The following is a 25,667-nucleotide window of genomic DNA, read 5'->3' on the forward strand; positions in this document are numbered from 1 at the left end:
GCACCTTCGAACGACAGGCACTTCGACGACAGGGGCGCTCCACGCGCCCCTGTCGCGTTTCCGCCCTCTTCCGCCGTGCGCCGCCGGACCGCCACTCGGCCACGCCCGTCGAGCCCGAGTTGCTACAGTGCGCCGATGGTCGACCCCGACGGCGGTCCCGCCGGTCTGTACTACGAAGACGACGACGATGACGCCCCCGAGGCCCCGGCGAGCCGCGTGCCCTTGAAGCGCATCGCGATCATCACCGGCTCGGTCGCGGCCGCGGCCCTGCTGGTCTCGGGGATCTTCTACGGCCCCACCGTCTTCCGCGTGCTGGGCCAGAGCGACACCGAGATCAAGTCCCCGGAGAAGGTCGGCGCCTTCACGCTCGACAAGAGCGACGGCGCCCAGCAGACCAGCGAGTACATCCGCGACGCCATCGCCTCCAAGGTCAGCCTCGACGACAGCGTCGGGCTCATCTACCGCGACGGCACGAAGGACGCGATCCTCGTGGCCGGCACCGCGCGCATCTGGAAGCCCGAGGACACCCTGAAGACCGCCTTCGACATGCTGACCGACGACAAGGGCGGCGTGCGCGACACCAGGGACGTCGACGCCGGCCCCCTGGGCGGCACCGTGCGCTGCGGCACGACGAAGGTGGACGACTCGGATCTGACGGTGTGCGGCTGGGCGGACAACGGCTCGCTGGGTGTGGCGCTGTTCTCCAACAGTCCCGTCGCCGACTCCGCCAAGTCCCTGCTCGAGCTCCGTACCGCGGTGGAGCACCGCGGCTGACCGTCCCGTTGTCGCCCTGTCCCGCCGCGTTGCCGCGTTGCTTGTCCCCGTTGCGTTGTCGCGTTGCTTGTCCCCGTTGCGTTGTCGCGTTGCTTATCCCCTTGGGCTGTCGCGTTGCTTGTCCCGTTGCGTTGTCGCGCTGGAAGCCGGTCAGCGGCAGCGTGACCGCCCCGCAAAGCACCCGTGGGCGCGCTGCTCAGCCTCCGCGTCGCGTTGCTTGTCCCCCGTTGCGTTGTCGCGCTGGAAGCCGATCAGCGGCAGCGTGACCGCCCCGCAAAGCACCCGTGGGCGCGCTGCTCAGCCTCCGCACCAATACAAAAAGCCGGCCCCGCGTCAGCGGGGCCGGCTCAACAACGCTCGTCATATTCCCAGGACATACTTCAGGGGCTCACCGTATGCGGTGAGCCCCTGAAGGAATGATTGTCCGGCGGCGTCCTACTCTCCCACACTCTCTCGGGTGCAGTACCATCGGCGCTGGAGGGCTTAGCTTCCGGGTTCGGAATGGGACCGGGCGTTTCCCCTCCGCTATGGCCGCCGTAACACTATGAACCTGTCAACCCCGCACACCCACCCCGTCCAGGGGTTGGGGTGCGTTCGGTGTTGGTTCAGAATCACACAGTGGATGCAAGATCTTCACAGCAAGGTGTTGTAGGTCAAGTCCTCGGCCTATTAGTACCGGTCAGCTCAAACCTGTTACCAGGCTTCCACTTCCGGCCTATCAACCCAGTGGTCTCGCTGGGGGCCTTAACCCTCAAGGGGTGGGATACCTCATCTCGAAGCGAGCTTCCCGCTTAGATGCTTTCAGCGGTTATCCCTTCCGAACGTAGCCAACCAGCCGTGCTCTTGGCAGAACAACTGGCACACCAGAGGTTCGTCCGTCCCGGTCCTCTCGTACTAGGGACAGCCCTTCTCAAGTATCCTACGCGCGCGGCGGATAGGGACCGAACTGTCTCACGACGTTCTAAACCCAGCTCGCGTACCGCTTTAATGGGCGAACAGCCCAACCCTTGGGACCTACTCCAGCCCCAGGATGCGACGAGCCGACATCGAGGTGCCAAACCATCCCGTCGATATGGACTCTTGGGGAAGATCAGCCTGTTATCCCCGGGGTACCTTTTATCCGTTGAGCGACACCGCTTCCACCTGCCAGTGCCGGATCACTAGTCCCGACTTTCGTCCCTGCTCGACCTGTCAGTCTCACAGTCAAGCCCCCTTGTGCACTTGCACTCAACACCTGATTGCCAACCAGGCTGAGGGAACCTTTGGGCGCCTCCGTTACATTTTAGGAGGCAACCGCCCCAGTTAAACTACCCACCAGACACTGTCCCTGAACCGGCTCACGGTCCAAGGTTAGATACCCAAATCCAACAGAGTGGTATTTCAAGCTTGCCTCCACCCACACTGGCGTGCGGGTTTCACCGGCTCCCACCTATCCTACACAATCGAATTCGAGTACCAATGTCAAGCTATAGTGAAGGTCCCGGGGTCTTTCCGTCCTGCCGCGCGTAACGAGCATCTTTACTCGTAGTGCAATTTCGCCGGGCCTGTGGTTGAGACAGTGGGGAAGTCGTTACGCCATTCGTGCAGGTCGGAACTTACCCGACAAGGAATTTCGCTACCTTAGGATGGTTATAGTTACCACCGCCGTTTACTGGCGCTTAAGTTCTCCGCTTCGCCCCGAAGGACTAACAGGTCCCCTTAACGTTCCAGCACCGGGCAGGCGTCAGTCCATATACGTCGTCTTACGACTTAGCATGGACCTGTGTTTTTAGTAAACAGTCGCTTCCCCCTGGTCTCTGCGGCCACCAACCGCTCCACCAGCACGTGGTCTCACCATCGGTGGCCCCCCTTCTCCCGAAGTTACGGGGGCAATTTGCCGAGTTCCTTAACCACAGTTCGCCCGATCGCCTCGGTATTCTCTACCTGACCACCTGTGTCGGTTTGGGGTACGGGCCGCTCGAAACTCGCTAGAGGCTTTTCTCGGCAGCATGGGATCACTGGCTTCACCTGAAACGGCTCCGCTTCACGCCTCACCCACATGTGCTGCGGATTTGCCTACAGCACGGGCTACACGCTTGCCCCGGCACAACCACCGGCCGGGCCCAGCTACCCTCCTGCGTCACCCCATCGCTTGCCTACTACCACCCGAGTTCCGAAACGCCGGCCATCCCCCCGAAAGGTTCAGACCATTGTGACGTTAGTACAAGCAGGTTCAGCATGGACGCTTCTACGCGGGTACGGGAATATCAACCCGTTGTCCATCGACTACGCCTCTCGGCCTCGCCTTAGGCCCCGACTCACCCAGGGCGGATTAGCCTGGCCCTGGAACCCTTGGTCATCCGGCGGCAGGGTTTCTCACCCTGCTTTCGCTACTCATGCCTGCATTCTCACTCGCGTCACCTCCACGGCTGGATCACTCCGCCGCTTCACCGGTGACACGACGCTCCCCTACCCATCCACACACCTGGACCACAAAGGCCTGGTACACGTGTGAATGCCACAGCTTCGGCGGTGTGCTTGAGCCCCGCTACATTGTCGGCGCGGAACCACTTGACCAGTGAGCTATTACGCACTCTTTCAAGGGTGGCTGCTTCTAAGCCAACCTCCTGGTTGTCTATGCGACCCCACATCCTTTACCACTTAGCACACGCTTAGGGGCCTTAGCTGGTGATCTGGGCTGTTTCCCTCTCGACTACGAAGCTTATCCCCCGCAGTCTCACTGCCACGCTCTCACTTACCGGCATTCGGAGTTTGGTTGACTTCAGTAAGCTTGTGGGCCCCCTAGGCCATCCAGTGCTCTACCTCCGGCAAGAAACACATGACGCTGCACCTAAATGCATTTCGGGGAGAACCAGCTATCACGGAGTTTGATTGGCCTTTCACCCCTAACCACAGATCATCCCCCAACTTTTCAACGTTGGTGGGTTCGGCCCTCCACGCGGTCTTACCCGCGCTTCAGCCTGCCCATGGCTAGATCACTCCGCTTCGGGTCTAGGACACGCGACTGAACGCCCTATTCAGACTCGCTTTCGCTACGGCTCCCCCACACGGGTTAACCTCGCCACGTATCACTAACTCGCAGGCTCATTCTTCAAAAGGCACGCCGTCACCCCCAGCAAAACTGGGACGCTCCGACGGATTGTAGGCGCACGGTTTCAGGTACTATTTCACTCCCCTCCCGGGGTACTTTTCACCTTTCCCTCACGGTACTCGTCCGCTATCGGTCACCAGGGAGTATTTAGGCTTACCAGGTGGTCCTGGCAGATTCACGGCAGATTACAGGAGTCCGCCGCTACTCGGGAACACGCCAACACAGACCGCAAAGTTTTCGCCTACCGGACTCTCACCGTCTACGGTGCCGCTTTCCAGCGGACTTCGACTAACCCACGATTTTCTGACTGTGCCACCAGCCGGCAGACCGGTGCAGACATGCCCCACAACCCCAACCATGCAACCCCTGCCGGGTATCACACATGCCTGGTTTAGCCTCATCCGCTTTCGCTCGCCACTACTCACGGAATCACTGTTGTTTTCTCTTCCTGCGGGTACTGAGATGTTTCACTTCCCCGCGTTCCCTCTACCTGCCCTATGTGTTCAGGCAGGAGTGACACCACATGACTGGTGCCGGGTTCCCCCATTCGGACACCCTGGGATCACAGCTCGGTTGACAGCTCCCCCAGGCCTATCGCGGCCTCCCACGTCCTTCATCGGCTCCTGGTGCCAAGGCATCCACCGTACGCCCTCAGCAACTTGACCACAAAGCAATAAAGATGCTCGCATCCACTGTGCAATTCTCAACCAACACCAAACCCACACCGTCAAACGTCCAAGCCTCCGGCCAACCAGCCGCGGTCCTCGAACCGATATGGATCCCGTCCGAAACAAACCGTTGGTTGTTTCAGGACCCAACAGGGTGCCTATACGTTCCCAGCGCCGCACCGGACTCGCGTTCCACTCCCGACAGATCGGGTTGTACTAACATCGCCGGCCGTTGCGACCAGGAATCTCGCCAGTGTCTCCGCCATTGAGCACCCCACCAGCACATTCGGCTGATGCGGGCTCCTTACAGCCTTTCGGCTGAAGGTGCTCCTTAGAAAGGAGGTGATCCAGCCGCACCTTCCGGTACGGCTACCTTGTTACGACTTCGTCCCAATCGCCAGCCCCACCTTCGACGGCTCCCTCCACAAGGGTTGGGCCACCGGCTTCGGGTGTTGCCGACTTTCGTGACGTGACGGGCGGTGTGTACAAGGCCCGGGAACGTATTCACCGCAGCATTGCTGATCTGCGATTACTAGCGACTCCGACTTCACGGGGTCGAGTTGCAGACCCCGATCCGAACTGAGACCGGCTTTTTGGGATTCGCTCCACCTCACGGTATCGCAGCCCTTTGTACCGGCCATTGTAGCATGCGTGAAGCCCTGGACATAAGGGGCATGATGACTTGACGTCATCCCCACCTTCCTCCGAGTTGACCCCGGCAGTCTTCGATGAGTCCCCGGCCGAACCGCTGGCAACATCGAACAAGGGTTGCGCTCGTTGCGGGACTTAACCCAACATCTCACGACACGAGCTGACGACAGCCATGCACCACCTGTGAACGGCCCCGAAGGACCCGACATCTCTGCCGGATTACCGTACATGTCAAACCCAGGTAAGGTTCTTCGCGTTGCATCGAATTAATCCGCATGCTCCGCCGCTTGTGCGGGCCCCCGTCAATTCCTTTGAGTTTTAGCCTTGCGGCCGTACTCCCCAGGCGGGGCGCTTAATGCGTTAGCTGCGGCACAGAGAACCGGAGAGGCCCCCCACACCTAGCGCCCAACGTTTACAGCGTGGACTACCAGGGTATCTAATCCTGTTCGCTCCCCACGCTTTCGCTCCTCAGCGTCAGTATCGGCCCAGAGACCCGCCTTCGCCACCGGTGTTCCTCCTGATATCTGCGCATTTCACCGCTACACCAGGAATTCCAGTCTCCCCTACCGAACTCAAGCCTGCCCGTATCAGCTGCAAGCCCACAGTTGAGCTGCGGGTTTTCACAGCTGACGCAACAAGCCGCCTACGAGCTCTTTACGCCCAATAAATCCGGACAACGCTCGCGCCCTACGTCTTACCGCGGCTGCTGGCACGTAGTTGGCCGGCGCTTCTTCTCCAGGTACCGTCACTTGCGCTTCGTCCCTGTCGAAAGAGGTTTACAACCCGAAGGCCTTCATCCCTCACGCGGCGTCGCTGCATCAGGCTTCCGCCCATTGTGCAATATTCCCCACTGCTGCCTCCCGTAGGAGTCTGGGCCGTGTCTCAGTCCCAGTGTGGCCGGTCGCCCTCTCAGGCCGGCTACCCGTCGTCGCCTTGGTAGGCCATCACCCCACCAACAAGCTGATAGGCCGCGAGCCCATCCCAAGCCGAAAAACTTTCCACACCATGTGATGCCACACGACATGAATATTCGGTATTAGCCCCCGTTTCCGAGGGTTATCCCAAAGCCTGGGGCAGGTTACTCACGTGTTACTCACCCGTTCGCCGCTCGAGTACCCCGAAGGGCCTTTCCGCTCGACTTGCATGTGTTAAGCACGCCGCCAGCGTTCGTCCTGAGCCAGGATCAAACTCTCCAACAAAACTCGTGTTGGTGAATCAATCACCCGGCAACAAACATGTTGTCACCAAAGGAATCCCAGACACGCAACACACTCCCGAAGAAGCGCGCCCATGCCACGGGGTAAAAATCATTTGGCACTGGCTTAACAAGCACCCTGTTGAGTTCTCAAACAACCAACACACACCGCCGAGACCCGCAATCACTTGCCTGTCTCGCCCGGGGCAACTTCTCTACTTTACCAGGTCGCTCGCCGTTGTCAAGTCCGTGTTCGAACTCTAGAACTTTGAGCGGTTTTTCCGAGCATAGCAAGGACACCGTTTCCGGTGATTTTGTTTCGGAAGGTCCGGTTACACCGACCGGCACTTGGGAGCTTGTCGCTCGCTTGGCCCGCCCGGCTCGTTCCCGGCCCGTTTACTTTACCAGCCCGTTCCGTTCTGTCAAGTTCGCGTTTTCCGCTTGTTGACCGTCTGGAACGCTTCCCCCCGCACAGACCATCCGCGCCGTTTCCGGCGCCAGATCTGCTCGGGGGTTTCGGTAGGCCGACCAGCCCTTGCGAGCTCGCCCGGTTCCCTACCGGCTGGAGTACCTTACCCGGTCGGCTTCGCGTTCGCAAATCGCTTCCCGCACCGCCCTGGTGGTACTAATCCGACGAACCGGGCGTTTCCGCCCATCCCCTCGGACTTGGAGAACCCTACGGACCCGGTGCCGCCCGAGTCAAATCGGCACTCCAGAAGGGATCCGGGGCTGTTAGAGCCGGCGGTTGGCGAGGCTTGGGAGCGTCTCGCGGATCTCGGCGAGCCGGTCGAGGTCGAGCTCGGCGATCGTCACGCCCGCGACATCCGGGGCCTGGGCGACGACCGTCCCCCACGGATCAACGATCATGCTCCGGCCGAAACAGGTGCGATCCGGATCATGGTTGCCGATCTGCCCGGCGGCGAGCACGTAACACTGGTTTTCGATGGCTCGCGCGCGGAGCAGAACTTCCCAGTGGTCCCGTCCGGTGTGGAGCATGAAGGCCGCCGGCACGGCGAGGACTGTGGCGCCGTCGATCGCGAGCTGACGGTACAACTCAGGAAATCGCAGGTCGTAACAGATCGACAGGCCTAGTCGGATCTGCTCGACATCGACGGTGCTCGTCGACCCCCCCGGTGCGACGGTCGCGGACTCCCGGTACGAGACGCGTCCCGGGATCTCGACGTCATAGAGGTGGATCTTTCGATAGGTCGCGGCCAGTGCGCCGGATCGATCGAAGACGAGCGTTGTGTTGTACGTGTGCTCGGGGTCGGGCCCGGTCTCGTGGAACGAGCCGGCGTGGACCCACATCCCGAACTCCCGCGCGGCGTCGGCGAAGAACGCGGCGAACTCCCCGTCGACGGACTCGGGCGTCGGAGCCGAGTGGGCCCGCCCGAGATAGTCCACGTATTCCGGGAGGACCGCCAGATCCGCTCCCCCATCGGATGCCCTCTGGAGGAGCGTTCGGGCCGTCTTGAGGTTCTCAGCCCGGTTGTCGCGGGCATTGAGCTGACACACCGCTACGCGCATAGGCGCCAGGCTACGCCGACTTTTCCTCGCGGTCCGCACGTCGACGGCCGACCCGGTGGGCGGCCAGGTCCCGCGGCACGATGGTCGGTATCACCTTCTCCAGCACCACCTCGCGGGTGATGAGCACCCGGGCGATGTTGGGGTTGCTCGGCACCTCGTACATCACGGAGAGCAGAACCTCCTCCATGATGGCCCGCAGTCCGCGGGCGCCGGTGCCGCGCAGGATGGCCTGGTCCGCGATCGACTCCAGGGCCTCCGGGGCGAACTCGAGCTCCACCCCGTCGAGCTCGAACAGCCGCTGGTATTGCCGGACGAGCGCGTTGCGCGGCTCGGTCAGGATCTTCACCAGCGCGTCGCGGTCGAGGCTCTTCACGCTCGTGATGACCGGCAGCCGCCCGATGAACTCGGGGATCAGGCCGAACTTGAGCATGTCCTCGGGCATCACGTCGCTGAAGGCGTCGTCGGCCGTCCGGTCGGTGATCGAGCGGAGGTTGGCGCCGAAGCCGGTGCCGCCCTTGCCGACCCGCTGCTGCACGATCCGGTCGAGGCCGGCGAAGGCGCCACCGCAGATGAAGAGCACGTTGGACGTGTCGATCTGGATGAACTCCTGGTGCGGGTGCTTGCGTCCGCCCTGCGGCGGGACGTTGGCGACCGTACCCTCGATGATCTTCAGCAGGGCCTGCTGCACACCCTCGCCGGAGACGTCCCGCGTGATCGACGGGTTCTCCGACTTGCGCGCGATCTTGTCGACCTCGTCGATGTAGACGATGCCGGTCTCGGCACGGCGGATGTCGTAGTCCGCGGCCTGGATGAGCTTCAGCAGGATGTTCTCGACGTCCTCGCCGACGTATCCCGCCTCGGTGAGCGCCGTGGCGTCGGCGATCGCGAACGGCACGTTGAGCATCCGCGCGAGCGTCTGGGCCAGGTGCGTCTTGCCGCAGCCCGTGGGGCCGATGAGCAGGATGTTGGACTTCGCCAGCTCGACGCCGTCGCCGCCCGAGTTGCCGCCGGACTCCGCCTGCACCCGCTTGTAGTGGTTGTAGACCGCCACCGCGAGCGCCTTCTTGGCCTGGTCCTGACCCACGACGTACTGATCGAGGAAGGCGCAGATCTCCATCGGCTTCGGCAGCTCGTCGAACTTGACGTCGCCCGACTCCGCCAGCTCTTCCTCGATGATCTCGTTGCAGAGATCGATGCACTCGTCGCAGATGTAGACGCCGGGCCCGGCGATCAGCTTTTTCACCTGCTTCTGCGACTTGCCGCAGAAGGAGCACTTCAGTAGGTCGCCGCCGTCGCCGATCCGTGCCACCTACGATCTCCCTGCCTTCGGCCGGACCCTACGTCCGGATCGCATCTGCTCGCCGCGTGCGCGTTGCGCCTCACGCTGGCTACTGCCTCGACGTTACCTGGTGGTCGCCCGTATTCCGACCCCCTACGAGGGGGTGTCTTTTTGGGCCGCCCTCCCGACGACATCCGCCGGACACTCCATCGGCCCGCCCAACTTCCAGGTTAGGGCGAGCCGATGGGGTGTTGCACGCAGAGTCGTCAGCTGCCCGACGCCACGAGGCTCGACTTCTTCCGGCTGACCAGCACGTTGTCGACCAGGCCGTACTCCTTGGCCTCGTCCGCCGTGAGGATCTTGTCACGGTCGATGTCCTTGCGGACCTTCTCGACCGGCTGACCGGTGTGCCGCGACACCATCTCCTCGAGCTGGGTCCGCATGCGCATGATCTCCCGAGCCTGGATCTCGATGTCCGAGCCCTGCCCGTAGCCGCCCTCGGTGGCCGGCTGGTGGATGATGATGCGCGAGTTGGGCAGCGCGAGACGCTTGCCCGGCGTGCCCGCCGCGAGCAGCACCGCGGCCGCGCTCGCCGCCTGGCCCAGGCACACCGTGAGGATGTCGGGCCGGACGTAGAGCATGGTGTCGTAGATCGCCGTCATGGCCGTGAACGAGCCGCCGGGCGAGTTGATGTAGAGCGTGATGTCCCGGTCCGGCTCCGTGCTCTCCAGCGTCAGCAGCTGCGCCATCACGTCGTTGGCCGACGCGTCGTCGATCTGCACGCCGAGGAAGATGATCCGGTCCTCGAACAGCTTGTTGTAAGGGTTGGTCTCCTTGATGCCGTAGGACGTCCGCTCGACGTAGGACGGCAGGATGTAGCGGTTATGCACCTCGCGCAGCGCCGGGGGCAGGCTCAGATCGGTCATGGCTTCGCTCCTCAGGCCAGGGTTCCGGCGCCTTCCGGAGCCTGCTGGGCCCCGGTGATCACCTTGTCGATGAAGCCGTAGTCTCGCGCCTCTTCGGCGGTGAACCAGCGGTCACGGTCGGAGTCGGACTCGATCTGCTCGAGCGACTGACCGGTGTGGAACGACACGCGCTCCTGGAACATGCGCTTCGTGTAGAGCATCTGCTCGGCCTGGATGGCGATGTCGGAGGCCGTGCCCCCGATGCCGCCGGACGGCTGGTGCATCATGATCCGCGCGTGCGGCAGCGCCATGCGCTTGCCCGGCGCCCCGGCGCACAGCAGCAGCTGGCCCATCGAGGCGGCCATGCCCATGGCCACGGTCGCCACGTCATTGGTGACGAACTGCATGATGTCGTAGATCGCCATGCCCGAGTAGACGGAGCCACCGGGCGAGTTGATGTAGAGCCAGATGTCCCGTTCGTCGTCCTCGGCGGCGAGCAGCAGCATCTGGGCGCAGATCCGGTTGGCGACCTGGTCGTTGACTTCGCTGCCAAGGAAGATGATGCGCTCCTTGAGCAGCCGGTTGAACACCGAGTCGTCGAGCGTCAGGCTCGTGTCCGCGCCCCGACCGCGCCCCTGGGGCGCGGGACTGACTGGCGACGCTGGAATATGCAGGTCGGTCATGGCAGCCCTTCGCAAGAGTCTTGTACTTGCCGACCCTAACCGGTGCGGGGGGCCGCAGCTTCCCGTGCTCACCGCATTTCGCTATGAGCGCACCGTGGTGAAGGCCGGGGCTTTTGCCCCGGCCTACAACGTTAGTGGTCGTGGCCCTCATGCGAGCTGTGATCGTGACCCTCGTGGTCGTCGACCGCGCCGCGCAGGTCGTCGAGGCTGAGCTCGGCACCCTCGCTGTCGACGATCTTCACCCGCTCGAGCACGATTCCGAGCGCCTTGCCGCGGCGCACGTCACCGAAGACCGCGCCGGCCACGCCGGCCTGCACCAGCTGGTCGTAGTACTGCTGCGGGCCCATCCCCGCGCGCTGCGCCCGGTGCACGATCTCGTGCCCGAACTCGTCGTCGCTGACCTGGACATCCTCGGCGTCGGCCAGGGTGTCGAGCACCAGCTGCACCTTCACGCCCTCGACGGCCGCCTCGTTGAGCTCGGCGTCCATCTCCTCCTCGGTCTTGCCCTCGGTCTGCAGGTAGTCGTCGAACGAGGCCCCGATCCGCTGGAGCTGGTCGTTCATCGACTCCTTGCGCGACTCGACCTCGTCCTTCACCACACCCTCGGGCGCGGGGACGTCGGTCGCGTCGATGACCGCCTTCAGGGCGAGGTCACGGGCGGAGTACAGCTGCTCCATGCGCTTCACGCGCGTGAGCCGCGTGCGCAGGTCGTCCTTGAGCTCGTCGAGCGTGTCGAACTCGCTCGCGAGCTGCGCGAACTCGTCGTCCACCTCGGGCAGCTGCTTGTCCTTGACCGACTTCACGGTCACGGACACCTCGGCGTCGCGGCCCTCGAACTCCCCGCCCACCAGTTGCGTGGTGAACGTCGTCGAGTCGCCGGCGCCCATGCCCACGAGCACGTCGTCGAGGCCCGGGACCAGCTGGCCGGAGCCGACCTCGTGCGAGACGTTGGTCGCGCTGCCACCGGGCACCTCTTCGCCGTCCACCTTCGCGACGAGGTCGATCTGCACGTAGTCGCCGGCGACCGCGGTCCGCTCGACGGTCTTGAGCGTCGCGAACCGGTCGCGCAGCCCCTTGAGCTGCTCCTCGACGTCGTCTTCGGACACGGCGAGCGCGTCGACCGTGACGGTGATCTCGTTCAGGTCGGGCAGGGTGATCTGCGGCCGCACGTCGACCTCGGCCGTGAACTTCAGCGGCTGCCCGTCGGCGAACTCGGTGATCTCGACCTCGGGCCGCCCGAGCGTCTTCACCTCGTGCTCACGGACCGCGGCGAGGATCTGGGTCGGAATGACCTCCTGCACGGCCTCGTTGAGCACCGCGCCGCGCCCGACCCGCTGGTCGATGACGGCGGTGGGCACCTTGCCCCGACGGAACCCGGGGATGTTGACCTGCGACCCGATCTCGCGGTACGCCTTCTTGAGGCTCGGCTCGAGCTCGGCGAACGGCACCTCGATTTCGAGCCGCACGCGAGTCGGGCTCAGGGTCTCGACGGTGCTCTTCACAGAACTTTCTCCCTCGTTACTACGACTGGTTGGACTGGCGGCTGCGCTACGTCGTTGTTCCCGGTCGGGGTGGCGGGATTTGAACCCACGGCCCCTCGCTCCCAAAGCGAGTGCGCTACCAAACTGCGCTACACCCCGGTGGTGTGCGTCGGCAAGTGTATGCGCTCCGCCGGAGACGTCGCCGCTCGGTATGCCGGTGTCGCACAGCGTGGACCCCCACCGCTGACCGGCCGGGCGGGGATTCGGTACTCTGGTGGGCGCAGCCCCGTTCCCCCGGGGCCGCACGCGGGCGTAGCTCAATGGCAGAGCTTCAGTCTTCCAAACTGACGGTGGGAGTTCGATTCTCCTCGCCCGCTCTTCTAGCCTCCCTGGGGGAGCTGCGCTCCACCCAGACCCCCTCAAAACCGCACCAAGCGCCCGAGGGTCCCAAGGTTCTCGCCGGCAACCAGCGGCTCTCGTACTTCCTGCTGCCCGCCGCCCACCGCGAGCCCGACGATCACCACCCAGAAAACCACCGCGCCCTCATCCGCCCAGGGCACCCAAGTTCACCCAAAGTAACTTCGGCGCAACGAAAAGCGATTCCTTCGCACATCGCCGGTCACCCTTGGCCCACAATCCCGGTCGGCACTCGCAGGCGGCGCCCTCACGCTGAAGCGATCCACCGCGAGCCGTGGACCACGGGTCCCGCAAATGCCGCCGAACACGTCCCCTTCGCCATCACGGCCGCGGAGCCAACAAGGCGCCCGACGAAGATTGTCAATGCCGGATACAAGCGACTTGACCCGGCGCCGCGGCTCGACGCCAGCTTCGAAACCGGCGTTCTCGGCGACGGAGGTTGCGCCGGAAACAGGGCCTGACCAGGCATCGCGTCGATATTCGATCGCGATCGGACGGCATCATTACGCTCCCGGGTGGCGGCTCGCAAACCCCCAGTCCCGGAAGGGTTCGCGCCGCCGTGGATTCCAAGTACGTCGAGATCGTGCTCGCCCTGCAGGACCGCATCGACAGTGGTGTCCTGGCCGTCGGGGCGCTCATGCCCAGCGAGGCCGAGCTCACCCACGAGTTCGGAACATCCCGCTCCACCGTTGTCCGCGCGCTGCGCCACCTGCGCCATCAAGGCTGGGTGCGCGGCGTGCAGGGCAAGGGCCGCATCGTGCTCGGGCGGCCGATGAAGACCTTCGCGGCCCTGCCGCGGCGGGTGCAGTACCTGCTCCAGGCCGACCGCCACGGCGAGTGCCTCGGCAGCCGCCTGCTGCCGGCCGTCCCGCGCGTCGCGGCCCTGCTCGGGCTGCCCGCCGGGGCGACCGTGTTCGCCGCCCGCTACCGGCTCGCGCTGGTCAAGGCGCGGCCGCTGGCGCTCACCACCGCCTTCACGCCCGTGCGTCTGGCCCAGCCGACGGGGCTGCTCGAGCAACTCGAATCGACGCACGGGCGGCGGGCGCATCGCGTGGTCGAGCGCTTCGGGGCGCGGCTGACGACGGGAGCGGAGACGGCGGCGCTGGCCCTGCCGTACCCACTCAGCGTGGCGCTGTCGATCCTCACCGTCCACGATCTGACCGGCACGCCGTTTCTGCTCGTGGACGGGATTCTGCCGCGCGAGTCGCCCGAGATGGCGGAGACCTATGAGGTCTGACGCCAGCGGATCGGGAAGGCGCCCAGCGTGGCCTCGCGGGCCGACTCGTGGACGGGATTCTGCCGCGCGAGTCGCCCGAGATGGCGGAGACCTATGAGGTCTGACGCCAGCGGATCGGGAAGGCGCCCAGCCTGGCCTCGTGGGCCGACTCGTGGCCGGCCGGCTTGGTGCAGCGGACCTGCACGTCGCCCGTGGCCGTCGTCGTGGTCTTCGTTGCCGAACAGGTTTCTGTCATGACCGCTGACACTAATCGAACATGAGTTCGAATGTGAGCGGATCAAGGAAATGACCTGGGGAAACGCCCGGATCATGCCCTCGGATCCGGAATTCGTCCGGCCCTGGCGTTCAGGTAGCGGCGCTGGGGCAGGGTGCCGGCGAGCGAGGCGGCTCGCAGGTATGACTCGCGGGCCGCGGCGAGCTCGCCCGACATCTCCAGCAGGTGGGCCCGCACGGCGTGCAGGCGGTGGTCGGCGTCCAGCGACGTCAGGGCGTCCAGCAGCGCCAGCCCGGCGAGCGGGCCGCGGGCCATCGCCACCGCCACCGCGTGGTTCAGGGCGACCATCGGGCCGGGGGCGCGGCGCAGCAGGAGCTCGTACAGGGCCACGATCTGCGGCCAGTCCGTCTCCGCGGCGGTCGCGGCCTCGTCGTGCAGCGCGGCGATGGCGGCCTGCAGTTGGTAGGCGCCGGGCACGCCGCGGGGAAGGGTCGCGGTGATCAGGGCGATGCCCTCGGCGATCTGCTCGGCGTTCCACCGGGTGCGGTCCTGCTCGGCCATCGGCACCAGGGAGCCGTCGGGCGCGGTGCGGGCCTCGCGGCGGGCGTCCGTCAGGAGCATCAGGGCCAGCAGACCGGCCGCCTCCAGGTCGTCGGGCAGCAGGCGATGGACGAGGCGGGCCAGGCGGATGGCCTCGCCCGCCAGATCCGGGCGTTGGAGGGCCTCGCCGCGCGTGGCGGCGTAGCCCTCGTTGAAGATCAGGTACAGCACGTGCAGTACGACTGCCGTCCTTGCGGCGCGTTCGGCCGGGGGCGGCGGGGCGAAGGGCAGCCCGCTGGCCTTGATCCGCTGCTTGGCGCGGGTGATGCGCCTCGTCATGGTCGCCTCGGGGACGAGGAACGCCCGCGCCACCTCGGCGGTGCTCAGGCCGCCGACCGCCCGCAGGGTGAGCGCCAGCTGCGCGTCGGGGCCGAGCGCGGGGTGGCAGCACATGAACAGCAGGACCAGAGAGTCATCGGTCTGCGCGACTTCCGGCTGTACCTCATGCGCCAGCCGGAACACCGTCTCCTCCCGGCGCCGGCGAGCCTGGTCCGCGCGCAGCAGGTCGGTGAGGCGGCGCGCGGCGACCGCGATGAGCCAGGCGCGCGGGTCGGCCGGCGGGTCGTGCGGCCACTGCCGGGCGGCGGCCAGCAGCGCCTCCTGCACCGCGTCCTCGGCGGTGTCGAAGTGCCCGTACCGCCGCACCACCGCGCCGAGGACCTGCGGCGCGAGCTCGCGCAGCAGCGCCTGGTCCGAGCCGGACCAGGCGCCGCCGCCCACTGTCGCGGGCAAGGGCTCAGAAGCCGATCTCGCCGGCGGACTCGACGATCGGGCGCACGTCGGCGTACGCGCTCGCGGCCACCTCCGGCGGGGCCGGGCACTCGCCGAGGCGCTTGGCGATCTGGGTGGCGCGGTCGAAGCTGTCGCACTCCACGATCCAGTAGCCGGCGAGGACCTCCTGCGTCTCCGCGTACGGCCCGTCGGTGACGAGCGCCGGCGCGCCGCCCACCCGGCGGGTGTGCACCGGCGCGTCCAGGGCGCGGGTCTCGACGAGCTCGCCGCCGGCCTCGAGCTCCTGGTTGAACTCGGCCATGAACTGGCCCATCGCGGCGAAGTCCGCCGGCTTCCACGGCGACTCGCCGGGCCGGCCGGCCATGGCGTCGTAGTCGCGCTGGGAGGCGTAGCTGAGGATCATGTACTTCACGGTTGCCCCTTCGGTTCGGGTGTCTGCGCGGGCTACGTCGGAGCCGCCGCGCCCGTCCGGACCGTCAGCCCAGAAATGTTTTGACCGCGGTCGTGAACTCGGGCAGCGCGGTGCTGTGGATGCGGTGCCCCACCGGGATCGTGACCAGCTCGGCGGCCGGGATCGCCGCGGCCACCGACGCGAGGCGCGCGGGCGGGATGTGGCTCGCAGGGCCTCCCGACAGTACCAATGACGGCGCCTGGATCTTTTCCAAGCCGGCCCACCAGGACGGATTCGGCTCCCGGAGCTGGTGGACGGCCGACATCAGCGCGTTGCGGTCGAAGCTGCGCCGGGACAGGCCGCCGGCCAGGGCGGACACGGCCAGCCGGGCGCGCGGGAAGCCCCCGGCGCGCTTGCCATCGCGGGGCGGGGCCGGCGGGTCCTCGAGCACCAGGCGGGCGACCCGGTCCGGATGGCGCTGCGCGACCAGCGAGGCCGCGAAGGCGCCCAGGCTGTGGCCGACGAGCACGGGCGCGTCGAGGTCGAGCTCGTCGAGCAGGCCGGCCACGTCGTCGGCGTGGCATTCCAGGGTGTACTGCGCACAGCGCGGACTCTCCCCGTGCCCCCGCAGGTCCGGGGCGACGACCCGCCAGCCCGTGAGCTCGCGGGTGAACGCGTCCCAGGTGCCGCGCCCGCTTCCGCCGCCGTGCACCAGCACGATCGCGGGGCCGCCGCCGCCGGTGTCGTTGCGCGCGAGCCTCATGCGCCCAGCTGGTCGGCCATGTCGTGCTTGTAGCTGACCAGCTCGGCCATCGCGACCGGGCGGCGGCTGACGCTGTCGAGGTCGCGGCCCTCCTTCGTGAACAGCGGCGGCGCGGTGTGGATGCCGGCGTCGAGCGGGCAGGCCGCCACCTCGTCGCGCCAGCCGGGCCAGCGCCAGCTGAGGTAGAACTGGTCGGCGGCGCCGGCGAGCATCGCGAAGAGCCAGTCGGTGTAGCCGAGGGTCAGGTCCTCCCAGCCGAGCGTGTCGGGGGCGAAGTAGTGGATGGTGGGCCGCCGGCCGGACTCGCCCTGCCGCCACACGAACTCGCCGCCGAGGATGTCCTGGGCCACGACCAGCCCCGCGGCCTCGAAGCTCGCGTTGACCTCGTGGATGTCGGCCAGGCGGCGGCGCGGGTGGCCGGAGCCGAGCACGCGCAGCCAGCCGCCGTCGACGATCAGCCCGCCGGTGCCGTAGACGAGCGCGCCCAGCCAGGAGGTGGTGCCGACCTGGAGCCGGTGCAGGCACGCGGCCGCCCGGTCGGGGTCGGCGGGCAGCAGCTCGACCGCATACGGCGAGCCGGACACCGCCGCCTCGATCTCGGCCCAGGCGGACCGGTCGTCGGAGATCAGCTCCGCCAGCGAGCGCACGCCGCAACTGTACGGCCGGATACCGGGCGGACACGAACGGCGGAAATGGCCGCTGAATGATTGTCATTCACGTTTCTCGGACTGTCGGTCGGCAGATACTGAGAGTCACTATGTCGAACATGACTCGTCGCTGGTTGATCACTGGTTGCTCCACCGGCCTGGGGCGCGCGCTGGCCGAGGCGGTCGCCGCCTCCGGGCAGCAGGTGCTGGCCACCGCTCGCCGTCCCGAGGTGCTCGAGGAGCTGCGGGACCGGTACCCCAGAACGCTCGCCACCTGCGCCCTCGACGTCCGCGACCCCGACGACTGCCACAACGCCGTGCACGCGGCCCTGGCCCGCTACGGCGGCGTGGACGTGCTCGTCAACAATGCCGGCATCGGGCACTTCGGGGCCGTCGAGGAGGTCAGCGACGCCGAGCTGGAGGCGCAGCTGGCCGTCAACCTCATCGCGCCGTGGCGGCTCACCCGGATGGTGCTGCCGCTCATGCGCGCCCAGGGCTTCGGCGACATCGTGATGGTGTCGTCGATGGCGGGGCGGGTGGCGATGCCGGGCCTCGGGGCGTACGCGGTCGGCAAGTTCGCCCTCGAGGGGCTCGTCGAGACGCTGGCCCTCGAGCTCGCCGGGAGCGGGGTGCACGTGACCGCGATCGAGCCCGGGATGTTCGCGACCGAGTGGGGCTCGTCGCTCACCGAGTCCGCGGAGCACGTCTCGGCGTACTCGAGCGTCACCGAGCCGATGCGGGCCGGCCTGCGGGCGCTGAAGTCGCTGCCGATGTCCAGCCCGCCGGAGGTGTTCGCGGCCGAGGTGCTGCGGTACATCGCGGCGCAGGAACGGCCCGTCCGGCTCCCGGTCGGCGAGGACGCCTGGCGGGGGCTGCTGGACGCGGCCCAGCGCGACTACACGGCCCTGTTGAACGCTCGTCCCGTGGCCGCGGCTCAGGCTGTCGCGGTGTAGGTGCGACGGAAAGTCGGGCGCTCCGCGCCCTGACTTTTCTGACATATGACCGGGGTCAGGCGATAAATCGGATATATCGGGGCGCGAAGCGCCCGACATATCCGCGACCGACCCGGGGTCATGAGGCCAGGATCAGGTTCTGGCGCAGGGCGGCCAGCTCGTCCTGCGTCAGACCGTAGGAGAGCGCCCACCCCTCCATGTCGCCCCAGCGCTCCCGCACCACGTCGAGCATCTTGGTCATCAGCGCCGCCTCGGGCTCCCAGGGCGGCACCTCCACCGGCCGCGGCGGCAGCCCGAGCCGGTCCACGACGACGGCCACGCGCTCGTGGATCGTCGGCATCGCGGCCGCCGTGGCCGCGTAGTCCTCCGCGATCGCGTCCTCCGGCACGCCGAGCAGCCCGAGCACGACCGCGGCCAGCACCCCGGTGCGGTCGCAGCCGGCCTCGCAGTGGAAGACGGCCGGGAGCGTGCCGGCGCAGGAGAGCAGCCGTACGGTGCCCGCGAGCACCGGTCCCTTCTCCGTGAGCATCGCCACGTAGTGCCCGACGAGGTCCTCGGCCCCGCTGACGTCCGCGATGGGGGCCGGGTAGTACTCGACCGCGGTGTCCGAGAGCAGGCCGCGGCCGAGCTGCGACACCTCGTACTCCCCGCGCAGGTCGATCACGGTGGACAGGCCGAGGTCGCGGACCAGGCGGTCGGCGTCGGCCCGGGTGGCGTAGGCGAGGGAGTCGCTGCGGAACAGCACGCCCGTGCGCACGGTGCCGCCGTCCGCCGGCATGCCGCCGAGGTCGCGGAAGTTGACGAGCCCCTCCAGCGGGCCGGTCAGCGACCCGGTGGAGGGCTTGCGGCGGCGCCAGAACCTCACCCGATGAGGTCCTTCACCCAGTGGTAGAAGGTGACCGCGAAGCTGACCTCGCGCAGGTAGGCGACGCCCGCCGCGGCCAGGAAGAGCCCGGTGATCGCGTGGGCGCCGCGGGCGGATCGCCGCGGGCGGCCGAGGCGCTGCTCGATGATGAGCCGGCCGAGCAGCCGCGACAGCGCGAACACGCCCACGGCCACGGCGAGCACCACCAGGAAGGCGATGAAGGGCCCGTTGAGGCTGCCCTCGCTGTCCAGCGCCCACAGGCCCCAGCAGATGAACGCGATGACCGCGCCGGTGCCGGTGTACTCCCACCCGAGCTTGAGCTGCCGGGCGCGCTCGCCGCGCGGCGGGGAGTACCGCGGCGGCTGCTCCTGCGGCTCGAAGTCCATCACGCCCGTCGGCTCCGGGGCGGGCCGCGGCACGACCTTGGCCCGTCCGCGCATCTGCGGCACTCCGTCGGCGTTCACGGCGACACCTCCACTTGAGACCGGCGCACCCGAGACCGGGGGTGCGGAGACCGGCGGCGGGACTTCCTGGTGGAACGCGGTCGGCGGGGCGGCGCCGGTGCGCATGGCGACGAGCTCGCGCTCGAGGCGCTCGATGCGCTGGGCGGCTTCGGTCTCGGTACCGCTCACGGCCGGACGCGCCCGTCCGACCACCCGGCCCGTCTCGCCCGCCTCCGGCTCGTGCCAGTCGCAGCCCACGTCGGGCAGGCCGGAGCGGCGCACGAGGTCGGCCAGGTACGCGAGCCACGACTGCAGCTCGCGGGTCTGCGGCCGGTCGGAGGGCCGGTCGGCGAGCGGCGCGTGCAGGTGGTCGCGCAGCGCCGGGATGCGCTCGAGCAGCGGGTGGCGCCGCAGCACGTTCCACGGCGGCGGCGACGCGTCCGGCGGGCCGCCCTGGTCGCTGCGGCCGTCGACGCGCGGGTAGGCGCCGGTGACCATGAAGTACGCGACCGCGCCGAAGCCGTGCACGTCGTACGCCGGCCCGACGTACTTCACCCCGCCGAACGCCTCCGGTCCGCCCGACTCCGGGGTGTAGGCGATCTGGGTGATCTCGTCTTCGCGGTAGTACCGGGCCCCGGTGAAGTCGATCAGGCGCACCTCGCCGGTGGCCAGCACCATCACGTTGGACGGCTTCACGTCCATGTGCAGCACCGGGGTCGCGCCCGGCTCCTGCGGGTCGTGCAGGTTCGACAGCACGACGGCGAGCGTCTTCAGGGCGGAGACGGCGTTGAGGCGGCGGCCGGCCGGGTTCGCCCCGGCCCGCTGCACCACGTATTCGCGCAGGTTGACGCCGTGCAGGTAGTCGTAGACCTGGTACGGCACGGCGTCGCCCGGCGCCGGGCGCTCACCGGGACGGTGCGGCGGCGGCCCGTAGAACCCGTCGGCCCGCCGGCAGATGCCCGGCACCCCGCGGTTGTTGAGGTCCATGAGCGCGGCGTCGCCCTTGTCCCACGAGCGCAGCTCGTCGGCGATCGGGCGCTGCGGGTCGACGCGGAAGACCTTCACGGTCATCGGCGCCGAGGTCACCCCGCCGGCGACGCGCACCGCGCGGTACACGTCCGCCTGCCCGCCCGAGCCCAGGTGGGCCACCAGACGGTACCGCTGGAACGTCTCGGGCAAAGGGCTCGCCGGACCGCAGACAAGGTCCAGCAACGCACCCTGCGTCATCGTGTCGCTCCCCCCAGCATTGTCTTTGCCGCCCCCATACGGTTTCGAGAGTAACGAGCGCGCAAATCGGTCGCGCTGACCGGAGGTCACGAGGTAGACACAACCGATGAGTGACTATGTCCTGCGCACCGCCGGCGCCGACGAACTCCCCGCGGTCGCGCGCCTGCGCCGCGAGGCGTTCGGGGCCACCGCCGACTTCGACCCCGAGAGCACGTCGCGCCTGGTCTTCGAGCCGGCCCGCACCCACGTGGTCGAGCACGACGGGCAGCTCGTGGCGACCGCGGGCGTGTTCACGCGCGACCTCGCGGTGCCCGGCGCGGTGATCCCGGCCGCGCACGTGACGGGCGTCGCGGTCTCGGCGGTCCACACCCGCAAGGGCCTGCTCAGCCGCATGATGACCGCCCAGCTGACGACCGCGCCCGAGGCCGTGGCGGCGCTGTGGGCGTCGGAGGGCCGCATCTACCCACGGTTCGGCTACGGCCTCGCGGCCCAGAACGTCACCATGCGCGCCGACCGCCGGGAGCTCACGATCACGGCCCCGACGGCGCCCGGCACCCTGCGCTCGGGGAACCCGGCGGAGCTCATCAAGGAGCTTTCCGAGGTGTACTCGCGGGTCTTCCCCGGCAAGCCGGGCTGGTCGAGCCGCGACGAGAACTGGTGGCGGCACCTGACCGCGGACCCGGAATCGGAGCGCAGCGGCGCCACCCGGGCGCGCGCGGTGCTGTACGAGAACGGCGACGGGGTGATCGAGGGCTTCGCGCGGTACCGGATCCGCGCCGCCTGGGACGACAGCGGCCCGAAGCAGGAGGTCAACGTCATCGAGGTGGTGGCCGGGACGCCGGCGGCCTACGCCGAGCTCTACCGCTTCCTGCTGCGCATCGACCTCGCCCGCACCCTGGTCCAGGGCCTGACCAGCGCCGACGACCCGCTCTTCCACCTCGTCAACGAGCCGAGGCACCTGGGCGCCAAGGCCGGCGACGGCCTCTGGGTGCGCATCGTGGACCTGCCGCGGGCGCTCGCGGCGCGCAAGTACGCCGCCCCGCTGGACGTCGTCTTCGAGGTGACCGACGAGCTCCTGCCCGCCAACGCGGGCCGCTGGCGCCTGCGCGCCGGCGCCGGCGGTGCCCTGGTCACCTGCACGAGGGCCGACGGCGACCCGGACTTCACGCTCGGGATCAAGGAGCTGGGCGCGGTCTACATGGGCGGCACCCGCCTGGGCGCCCTGCACCTGTCGGGCCGGGTCACGGAGCACCGCCCGACCGCGGTGGCCGCGGCCAGCACCGCCTTCAGCTGGCCCATCACCCCGTATTCGATCGAAATCTTCTGATCCCTCGGCGGGCGGCGGCGCAGACGGTAGATTCGGTTCATGGGTGGGATCCAGCGCCGGCGGCGCCGCATGCGGCAACATCAACCGGTGACCCAGACGCCCCCCGAGGAGCCCGCGGCCCCTCCGGTCGTGGAAGAAGAGCCCCCGGCCCCGAAGCCGGCCGCGCCCCGCCCGCCCTCGCCGCACCACTTGGCGGAGCTGTCGGGCACCTTCGCGATGACCGCCGCGGTGCACGACCCGGAGCCGGCCGAGGCGGCGCCGGCCCACGATGACGAGCACCATCCGCACGCCCACGACGAGCACCATCAGCACCATCACCACCACCATCACCACGACGAGGTGGTGTCGGAGCGGGGCCTGCGCGGCCTGGTCGGCGGCGGCGCGTCGCAGGTCTCGGTGTCGGCGGCCCTGCGCGCCCGCGACGCGGCCCGGCCGACGGAGGCGGATCTGGCGGCGGCGGAGCGGGACCTGCAGATCATCCGGCGGGGGTGGGTGCCGCGCGAGGATTTGACGCGCCCGGGCCGCCGCTCCCCCACCTCGTAGGCCCACGGTTCGGAGCCGTGCCGCCGTCGGACACCGGCTTCACGCCCCGTTCGGCTGCGACCTGCCGCGACCGCTCATCGACGTCGTACGACACCGCGAAGGGCCCGGATCACAACGTGCGGGGCGTCCGGTGGCGGAATCTCGGGCACGGCGTTCCGGCTCGGAATCGAACGAGCCGAGAAACGAAGATCATGGATGCCGTGGGCCTCGGCTGCTAGCGTCGGGCGGTGGACTGGATCAAGGCGCTGGCCCCCGTCGTGGTCGGCGCGGTCATCGGCTTTCTGCCCGCCTTCATCAACGAGACGCTCAAGGAGCGAAAGTCTCGAAGCATCCGGTGGGACTCTTCGCTGTACACGGTCGTGTCCGACTTCGTGGACAGCGCCCGGCGCCTACGCCATCTCGCGGAAGGCCATGAGCGCGCCGCGGGCGTCGACGGACGCGCGAAGGCTCTCGACGACGAGCATCAGCGCCTCCGCGGGCTGATGCAGAAGATCCGCATTCTCGGCACCGGCGAGGTCCAGTCGACCGCTCGGCTGGTCCTCCGGCACGCATACTCCGTGCGAGTCGTCGGAGAAGGACATCCGGACCCGTACGAAACCGATCCCCGGTTCGGTGGCCTCACGCCGCCCGTGCGGCTGGAGCGGGCGCAGCGAGACCTGTTCATCGCCGTTCGCCGCCAGCTCGGGATCAAGAACCCCGAGGACGTCCCGCTCGACCCCGAGTGAGTGTTGAGCACCCTGCTCGGGGACACCGGCCTCCCCGGCGTCCCCGAGCAGGTCTCAGGCCGTCGGGAGCGGGGGCAGAACGCGAGCGTTGTCGTACTCGAGGACCTGGGCGATCCGCCGCGCGTGGCGCTCGTTGCCCGAGAACTTCGTCGACAGGAACGTCGTCACGAGGGTGGTCGCCTCGTCGAGGGTGTGCTGGCGCGCGCCGATCGCGACGACGTTCGCGTCGTTGTGCTCGCGGGCCAGCTGGGCCGTCTCCACGTTCCAGGCCAGGGCGGCCCGCACGCCGGGGACCTTGTTCGCGGCGATCTGCTCGCCGTTGCCCGAGCCGCCGATCACCACGCCGAGGCTGTCGGGATCGGCGACCACCCGGGCTCCCGTGTGGAAACAGAAGACCGGGTAGTCGTCGTCGGGGTCGTACTTCGCCGGGCCGACGTCCACGACCTCGTAGCCCTGCAGCCCCAAAGCGCTGACCAGGTGCACTTTCAGCTCATAGCCGGCGTGGTCCGAACCAAGGTAGACGCGCATACCCGGCAGTCTGTCAGAGCCGGATGAGCCCCAGGCAGGAACCCGCCAGCAAGCCGCCACCCAGCACGACCAGGCCGAACACCCAACCCGCCGTCGCGCCCGACTTGAGGCGCAGGATTCTCCGGCGGTCCCAGACGAGCGCGGCGGCGGCGAACGCGCCGATTCCGCACGCGGCGATCATCGCCGCGATGAAGATCTGCATCTGCATCTACACACCCCAGGCCCGAAGTACAGCGGCCTAGTGTGTATCACGATCGGGTGACTGGAACGAATCGAGCTGGGCCACCACGAGCCCGGCGCGGGCCTTCGGCGTGAACCAGGTGCTCTTGCGCGGCATCTTCTGGCGGGCCAGGTTGACCGCCACGAAGTCGTCGACCGTCACGGGGGCGATGAGCACCGCGAGCTCGGCCCGGCCGGCGTCGACCTCGCCGCGCAGCCACTCGGCGGGGTAGTCGCCGCCGACGTACGTGATCCGCTTGTCCCCGGGCTCGAGGCCCAGCGTCTCGGCGAACAGGCGGCGCTCGACGAGGGCGTGGTCGAGGTTCTCCACGACGCCGGCGCCCTCGGTGCGGGGCAGGCTCACCGACCAGGCGCCCTCGCGCGTGTAGAGGTGCACGCGGCCGCCCGTCGCCGGGACGCCCACGGGGCCGGTGATCGGCACCAGGTCCAGGCCCTCCAGGGGCTCCGGAAGATCCGAGACCAGGCGGTTGTACGGCTGGATCGCCACCGACTCCGGGGTGGTCACGACCGCGAGGAAGCGCTCGTACCCGGCGGTCTGGGCCGCGAGGCTGCGGTGGTTGCCGTCGGCCACGACGAGCTCGCCGCCGCCCGCGAGGGCCAGGAGGCGGTCGCGGGTGGTGCCGGCGCCGACGGCCCAGATCTCGTGGGCGCGGCCGGACGGGTCGACGTCGGTCACGGCGGGGCTACCGGCGTCGGCCACGGCCTGGGCCAGGGCGGCGTGCAGGGCGTCGCCGTGGGCCGTCTGCAGCAGCAGGACGGGCGAGAGCAGGTGCCCGGTGGCCTCGGCCAGGGCGACGCGCTCCCGGACCTTCTCGATGAAGACGTCCTCGTTGCGGATGACCGCGCCGGGCTCGTCGGCGCTGGTCGAGATCTGGTCGGTGGCGACCATGCACCACAGGCCGTAGGCGCGGGCGCCGTCCGGCGCCGTGATGCGGTAGAGCACCACGACGTCGGCGGCGGGTGCGTAGTGGCCGTCCTCCTTCGCCGTGCGCAGGCGCGCGACGGCGTCGGGGAGGCAGTCGAGGAACGGGCGGCCGACGCTCTCCGGGGCCCGGTGCGGCATCTCGACCGCCAACGCGCTGGCGGGGTTGGCGGCGATGATCGCGGTGATCTCCGCGTCGTCGGCGAACTCGTCGTAGTTCTGCGCGCCGGTCCCTCCGGTGGAGAGCCAGGCGTGGGCGATCGGGTACGCAACCGTCATGCGTACGACGCTATAGGTCAGGCGACCGCGGCCACGGCGTGGGGGTTCAGCAGTCCCGCAGTGCGGTGCGCCTCGTCAGTGGCGGGGTCGAAGACCACGGTGTCGAAGCGCACGACGACCGGCGGCGCCAGCAGCGCGCTCAGATCGTCGGGCAGCTCGGGCAGCTCGTCCTTCCAGGTCCGTTCCTGGACGGTGCAGCGGGACTCAGACATGATCTCGGCTTTCTCCAGAAATGTGTCGTCGCAAGGTGCAACGGCACCCATCCGTTCGGGTGACGCACCAGGGGTGCCGATTCCAGAGAACTACACGGATGCGCCCAGGCGAGCGTTCAGTCGCGGACCTGGCACGAACAATGGACCG

23 protein-coding genes, 2 tRNA genes and 3 rRNA genes are annotated in these 25,667 nt (G+C 68.1%); 7 read left to right on the plus strand and 21 right to left on the minus strand.

All coding sequences use genetic code 11. The annotated features are described in order from the left end of the window. Positions 1-135 precede the first annotated feature (135 nt). Positions 136-774 carry a hypothetical protein gene (locus ACQP1P_RS42305; protein ID WP_433080180.1) on the plus strand — a complete coding sequence of 213 codons (639 nt, stop codon included), beginning with the start codon at positions 136-138 and terminating at the stop codon, positions 772-774. A gap of 422 nt (positions 775-1,196) precedes the next feature. Here the strand turns inward: ACQP1P_RS42305 and rrf are convergent. The 9 genes from rrf to ACQP1P_RS42350 form a co-directional block, all read right to left on the minus strand. Beyond that, positions 1,197-1,313 (minus strand): 5S ribosomal RNA (gene rrf / locus ACQP1P_RS42310). A 110-nt stretch (positions 1,314-1,423) separates the two neighbouring features. Then, positions 1,424-4,530 (minus strand): 23S ribosomal RNA (locus tag ACQP1P_RS42315). A gap of 338 nt (positions 4,531-4,868) precedes the next feature. Then, positions 4,869-6,383 (minus strand): 16S ribosomal RNA (locus ACQP1P_RS42320). The 16S, 23S and 5S rRNA genes sit together here, the layout of an rRNA operon. Positions 6,384-7,111: 728 nt before the next feature. Then, complete coding sequence (locus ACQP1P_RS42325; RefSeq protein WP_433080182.1) at positions 7,112-7,906, minus strand: carbon-nitrogen hydrolase family protein; 795 nt, start codon at positions 7,904-7,906, stop codon at positions 7,112-7,114. A gap of 10 nt (positions 7,907-7,916) precedes the next feature. Next, on the minus strand, positions 7,917-9,215 hold the full coding sequence (gene clpX / locus ACQP1P_RS42330) for an ATP-dependent Clp protease ATP-binding subunit ClpX (RefSeq protein WP_350616061.1): 1,299 nt from the start codon (positions 9,213-9,215) through the stop codon (positions 7,917-7,919). Positions 9,216-9,451: 236 nt separating this feature from the next. Further along, on the minus strand, positions 9,452-10,111 hold the full coding sequence (locus ACQP1P_RS42335; RefSeq protein WP_350616060.1) for an ATP-dependent Clp protease proteolytic subunit: 660 nt from the start codon (positions 10,109-10,111) through the stop codon (positions 9,452-9,454). Positions 10,112-10,122: 11 nt separating this feature from the next. Next, positions 10,123-10,773 carry an ATP-dependent Clp protease proteolytic subunit gene (locus ACQP1P_RS42340; protein ID WP_433080184.1) on the minus strand — a complete coding sequence of 217 codons (651 nt, stop codon included), beginning with the start codon at positions 10,771-10,773 and terminating at the stop codon, positions 10,123-10,125. Between the two features lie 131 nt (positions 10,774-10,904). After that, complete coding sequence (tig, locus tag ACQP1P_RS42345; protein WP_433080186.1) at positions 10,905-12,275, minus strand: trigger factor; 1,371 nt, start codon at positions 12,273-12,275, stop codon at positions 10,905-10,907. Between the two features lie 64 nt (positions 12,276-12,339). Beyond that, a tRNA-Pro gene (locus ACQP1P_RS42350) sits at positions 12,340-12,413 on the minus strand. 147 nt (positions 12,414-12,560) lie between these two features. Here ACQP1P_RS42350 and ACQP1P_RS42355 point away from each other — a divergent pair. Then, positions 12,561-12,631: transfer RNA gene (locus ACQP1P_RS42355), tRNA-Gly, on the plus strand. 42 nt (positions 12,632-12,673) lie between these two features. On the opposite strand, the gene ACQP1P_RS42360 is transcribed toward ACQP1P_RS42355, so the two are convergent. Beyond that, positions 12,674-12,814: a hypothetical protein gene (locus ACQP1P_RS42360; protein WP_433080188.1), complete on the minus strand. Its 141-nt coding sequence runs from the start codon at positions 12,812-12,814 to the stop codon at positions 12,674-12,676. 416 nt (positions 12,815-13,230) lie between these two features. Between ACQP1P_RS42360 and ACQP1P_RS42365 the strand changes: the two genes are divergently transcribed. After that, a complete protein-coding gene (locus ACQP1P_RS42365; protein WP_433080190.1) occupies positions 13,231-13,908 on the plus strand; it encodes a GntR family transcriptional regulator in 678 nt (225 codons plus the stop codon). 91 nt (positions 13,909-13,999) lie between these two features. Here the strand turns inward: ACQP1P_RS42365 and ACQP1P_RS42370 are convergent, their stop codons facing one another. From ACQP1P_RS42370 to ACQP1P_RS42390, 5 genes are all read right to left on the minus strand, one after another. Beyond that, positions 14,000-14,143 (minus strand): hypothetical protein, encoded by a 144-nt coding sequence (locus ACQP1P_RS42370; RefSeq protein WP_433080192.1) that lies wholly within the window; start codon positions 14,141-14,143, stop codon positions 14,000-14,002. A 72-nt stretch (positions 14,144-14,215) separates the two neighbouring features. Beyond that, positions 14,216-15,454, minus strand: coding sequence for an RNA polymerase sigma factor (locus tag ACQP1P_RS42375; RefSeq protein WP_433080194.1), 1,239 nt, complete (start codon positions 15,452-15,454; stop codon positions 14,216-14,218). A gap of 4 nt (positions 15,455-15,458) precedes the next feature. Further along, on the minus strand, positions 15,459-15,857 hold the full coding sequence (locus ACQP1P_RS42380; protein WP_433090352.1) for a YciI family protein: 399 nt from the start codon (positions 15,855-15,857) through the stop codon (positions 15,459-15,461). 73 nt (positions 15,858-15,930) lie between these two features. Beyond that, positions 15,931-16,608, minus strand: coding sequence for an alpha/beta fold hydrolase (locus tag ACQP1P_RS42385; RefSeq protein ID WP_433080196.1), 678 nt, complete (start codon positions 16,606-16,608; stop codon positions 15,931-15,933). Beyond that, entirely contained in the window at positions 16,605-17,255 is a 651-nt protein-coding gene (locus tag ACQP1P_RS42390; RefSeq protein ID WP_433080198.1) for a DUF2625 family protein, read from the minus strand. Before ACQP1P_RS42390 ends, ACQP1P_RS42385 begins: the two co-directional genes overlap by 4 nt. 119 nt (positions 17,256-17,374) lie before the next feature. On the opposite strand from ACQP1P_RS42390, the gene ACQP1P_RS42395 reads away from it, so the two are divergent. Beyond that, positions 17,375-18,208, plus strand: a complete 834-nt coding sequence (locus tag ACQP1P_RS42395) for an SDR family oxidoreductase (RefSeq protein WP_433080200.1) — start codon at positions 17,375-17,377, stop codon at positions 18,206-18,208. A 118-nt stretch (positions 18,209-18,326) separates the two neighbouring features. Here ACQP1P_RS42395 and ACQP1P_RS42400 read toward each other — a convergent pair whose 3' ends face one another. Together ACQP1P_RS42400 and ACQP1P_RS42405 are read right to left on the minus strand one after the other, a co-directional pair. After that, positions 18,327-19,073, minus strand: a complete 747-nt coding sequence (locus ACQP1P_RS42400; protein WP_433080202.1) for a tyrosine-protein phosphatase — start codon at positions 19,071-19,073, stop codon at positions 18,327-18,329. After that, a complete protein-coding gene (locus ACQP1P_RS42405) occupies positions 19,070-20,743 on the minus strand; it encodes a protein kinase domain-containing protein (protein ID WP_433080204.1) in 1,674 nt (557 codons plus the stop codon). The genes ACQP1P_RS42400 and ACQP1P_RS42405 overlap by 4 nt, the downstream gene beginning before the upstream one ends. Before the next feature lie 106 nt (positions 20,744-20,849). On the opposite strand from ACQP1P_RS42405, the gene ACQP1P_RS42410 reads away from it, so the two are divergent. The 3 genes from ACQP1P_RS42410 (at position 20,850) to ACQP1P_RS42420 (ending at position 23,338) form a co-directional block, all read left to right on the plus strand. Further along, complete coding sequence (locus ACQP1P_RS42410) at positions 20,850-22,070, plus strand: GNAT family N-acetyltransferase (protein WP_433080206.1); 1,221 nt, start codon at positions 20,850-20,852, stop codon at positions 22,068-22,070. A gap of 216 nt (positions 22,071-22,286) precedes the next feature. Next, positions 22,287-22,613, plus strand: a complete 327-nt coding sequence (locus ACQP1P_RS42415; RefSeq protein ID WP_433090354.1) for a hypothetical protein — start codon at positions 22,287-22,289, stop codon at positions 22,611-22,613. 227 nt (positions 22,614-22,840) lie between these two features. Beyond that, positions 22,841-23,338 (plus strand): hypothetical protein, encoded by a 498-nt coding sequence (locus ACQP1P_RS42420; RefSeq protein ID WP_433080208.1) that lies wholly within the window; start codon positions 22,841-22,843, stop codon positions 23,336-23,338. Between the two features lie 54 nt (positions 23,339-23,392). Here the strand turns inward: ACQP1P_RS42420 and ACQP1P_RS42425 are convergent, their stop codons facing one another. From ACQP1P_RS42425 to ACQP1P_RS42440, 4 genes are read right to left on the minus strand one after another with little or no spacing between them, the layout of a single operon-like run. Continuing rightward, positions 23,393-23,866 carry a ribose-5-phosphate isomerase gene (locus tag ACQP1P_RS42425; RefSeq protein ID WP_433080210.1) on the minus strand — a complete coding sequence of 158 codons (474 nt, stop codon included), beginning with the start codon at positions 23,864-23,866 and terminating at the stop codon, positions 23,393-23,395. Positions 23,867-23,879: 13 nt separating this feature from the next. Then, on the minus strand, positions 23,880-24,074 hold the full coding sequence (locus ACQP1P_RS42430) for a hypothetical protein (protein WP_350616040.1): 195 nt from the start codon (positions 24,072-24,074) through the stop codon (positions 23,880-23,882). 30 nt (positions 24,075-24,104) lie between these two features. Beyond that, positions 24,105-25,307, minus strand: a complete 1,203-nt coding sequence (locus ACQP1P_RS42435) for a DUF1015 family protein (RefSeq protein ID WP_433080212.1) — start codon at positions 25,305-25,307, stop codon at positions 24,105-24,107. A gap of 17 nt (positions 25,308-25,324) precedes the next feature. Beyond that, entirely contained in the window at positions 25,325-25,519 is a 195-nt protein-coding gene (locus tag ACQP1P_RS42440) for a hypothetical protein (protein WP_433080214.1), read from the minus strand. Between the last annotated feature and the right edge of the window lie 148 nt (positions 25,520-25,667).

Origin of the sequence: Dactylosporangium sp. CA-052675, assembly GCF_050947935.1 — a bacterium.
Lineage (GTDB): Bacteria > Actinomycetota > Actinomycetes > Mycobacteriales > Micromonosporaceae > Dactylosporangium.

What these genes read in the sequence shown, in the direction of transcription:
- ACQP1P_RS42370 (WP_433080192.1), bottom strand. Translation starts at nt 14,143, where the DNA reads ATGACAGAAACCTGTTCGGCAACGAAGACCACGACGACGGCCACGGGC.
- ACQP1P_RS42335 (WP_350616060.1), bottom strand. Translation starts at nt 10,111, where the DNA reads ATGACCGATCTGAGCCTGCCCCCGGCGCTGCGCGAGGTGCATAACCGC.
- ACQP1P_RS42435 (WP_433080212.1), bottom strand. Translation starts at nt 25,307, where the DNA reads ATGACGGTTGCGTACCCGATCGCCCACGCCTGGCTCTCCACCGGAGGG.
- ACQP1P_RS42325 (WP_433080182.1), bottom strand. Translation starts at nt 7,906, where the DNA reads ATGCGCGTAGCGGTGTGTCAGCTCAATGCCCGCGACAACCGGGCTGAG.
- ACQP1P_RS42425 (WP_433080210.1), bottom strand. Translation starts at nt 23,866, where the DNA reads ATGCGCGTCTACCTTGGTTCGGACCACGCCGGCTATGAGCTGAAAGTG.
- ACQP1P_RS42385 (WP_433080196.1), bottom strand. Translation starts at nt 16,608, where the DNA reads ATGAGGCTCGCGCGCAACGACACCGGCGGCGGCGGCCCCGCGATCGTG.
- ACQP1P_RS42410 (WP_433080206.1), top strand. Translation starts at nt 20,850, where the DNA reads ATGAGTGACTATGTCCTGCGCACCGCCGGCGCCGACGAACTCCCCGCG.
- ACQP1P_RS42305 (WP_433080180.1), top strand. Translation starts at nt 136, where the DNA reads ATGGTCGACCCCGACGGCGGTCCCGCCGGTCTGTACTACGAAGACGAC.
- ACQP1P_RS42395 (WP_433080200.1), top strand. Translation starts at nt 17,375, where the DNA reads ATGACTCGTCGCTGGTTGATCACTGGTTGCTCCACCGGCCTGGGGCGC.
- ACQP1P_RS42415 (WP_433090354.1), top strand. Translation starts at nt 22,287, where the DNA reads ATGACCGCCGCGGTGCACGACCCGGAGCCGGCCGAGGCGGCGCCGGCC.
- ACQP1P_RS42340 (WP_433080184.1), bottom strand. Translation starts at nt 10,773, where the DNA reads ATGACCGACCTGCATATTCCAGCGTCGCCAGTCAGTCCCGCGCCCCAG.
- ACQP1P_RS42405 (WP_433080204.1), bottom strand. Translation starts at nt 20,743, where the DNA reads ATGACGCAGGGTGCGTTGCTGGACCTTGTCTGCGGTCCGGCGAGCCCT.
- ACQP1P_RS42440 (WP_433080214.1), bottom strand. Translation starts at nt 25,519, where the DNA reads ATGTCTGAGTCCCGCTGCACCGTCCAGGAACGGACCTGGAAGGACGAG.
- ACQP1P_RS42430 (WP_350616040.1), bottom strand. Translation starts at nt 24,074, where the DNA reads ATGCAGATGCAGATCTTCATCGCGGCGATGATCGCCGCGTGCGGAATC.
- ACQP1P_RS42380 (WP_433090352.1), bottom strand. Translation starts at nt 15,857, where the DNA reads ATGATCCTCAGCTACGCCTCCCAGCGCGACTACGACGCCATGGCCGGC.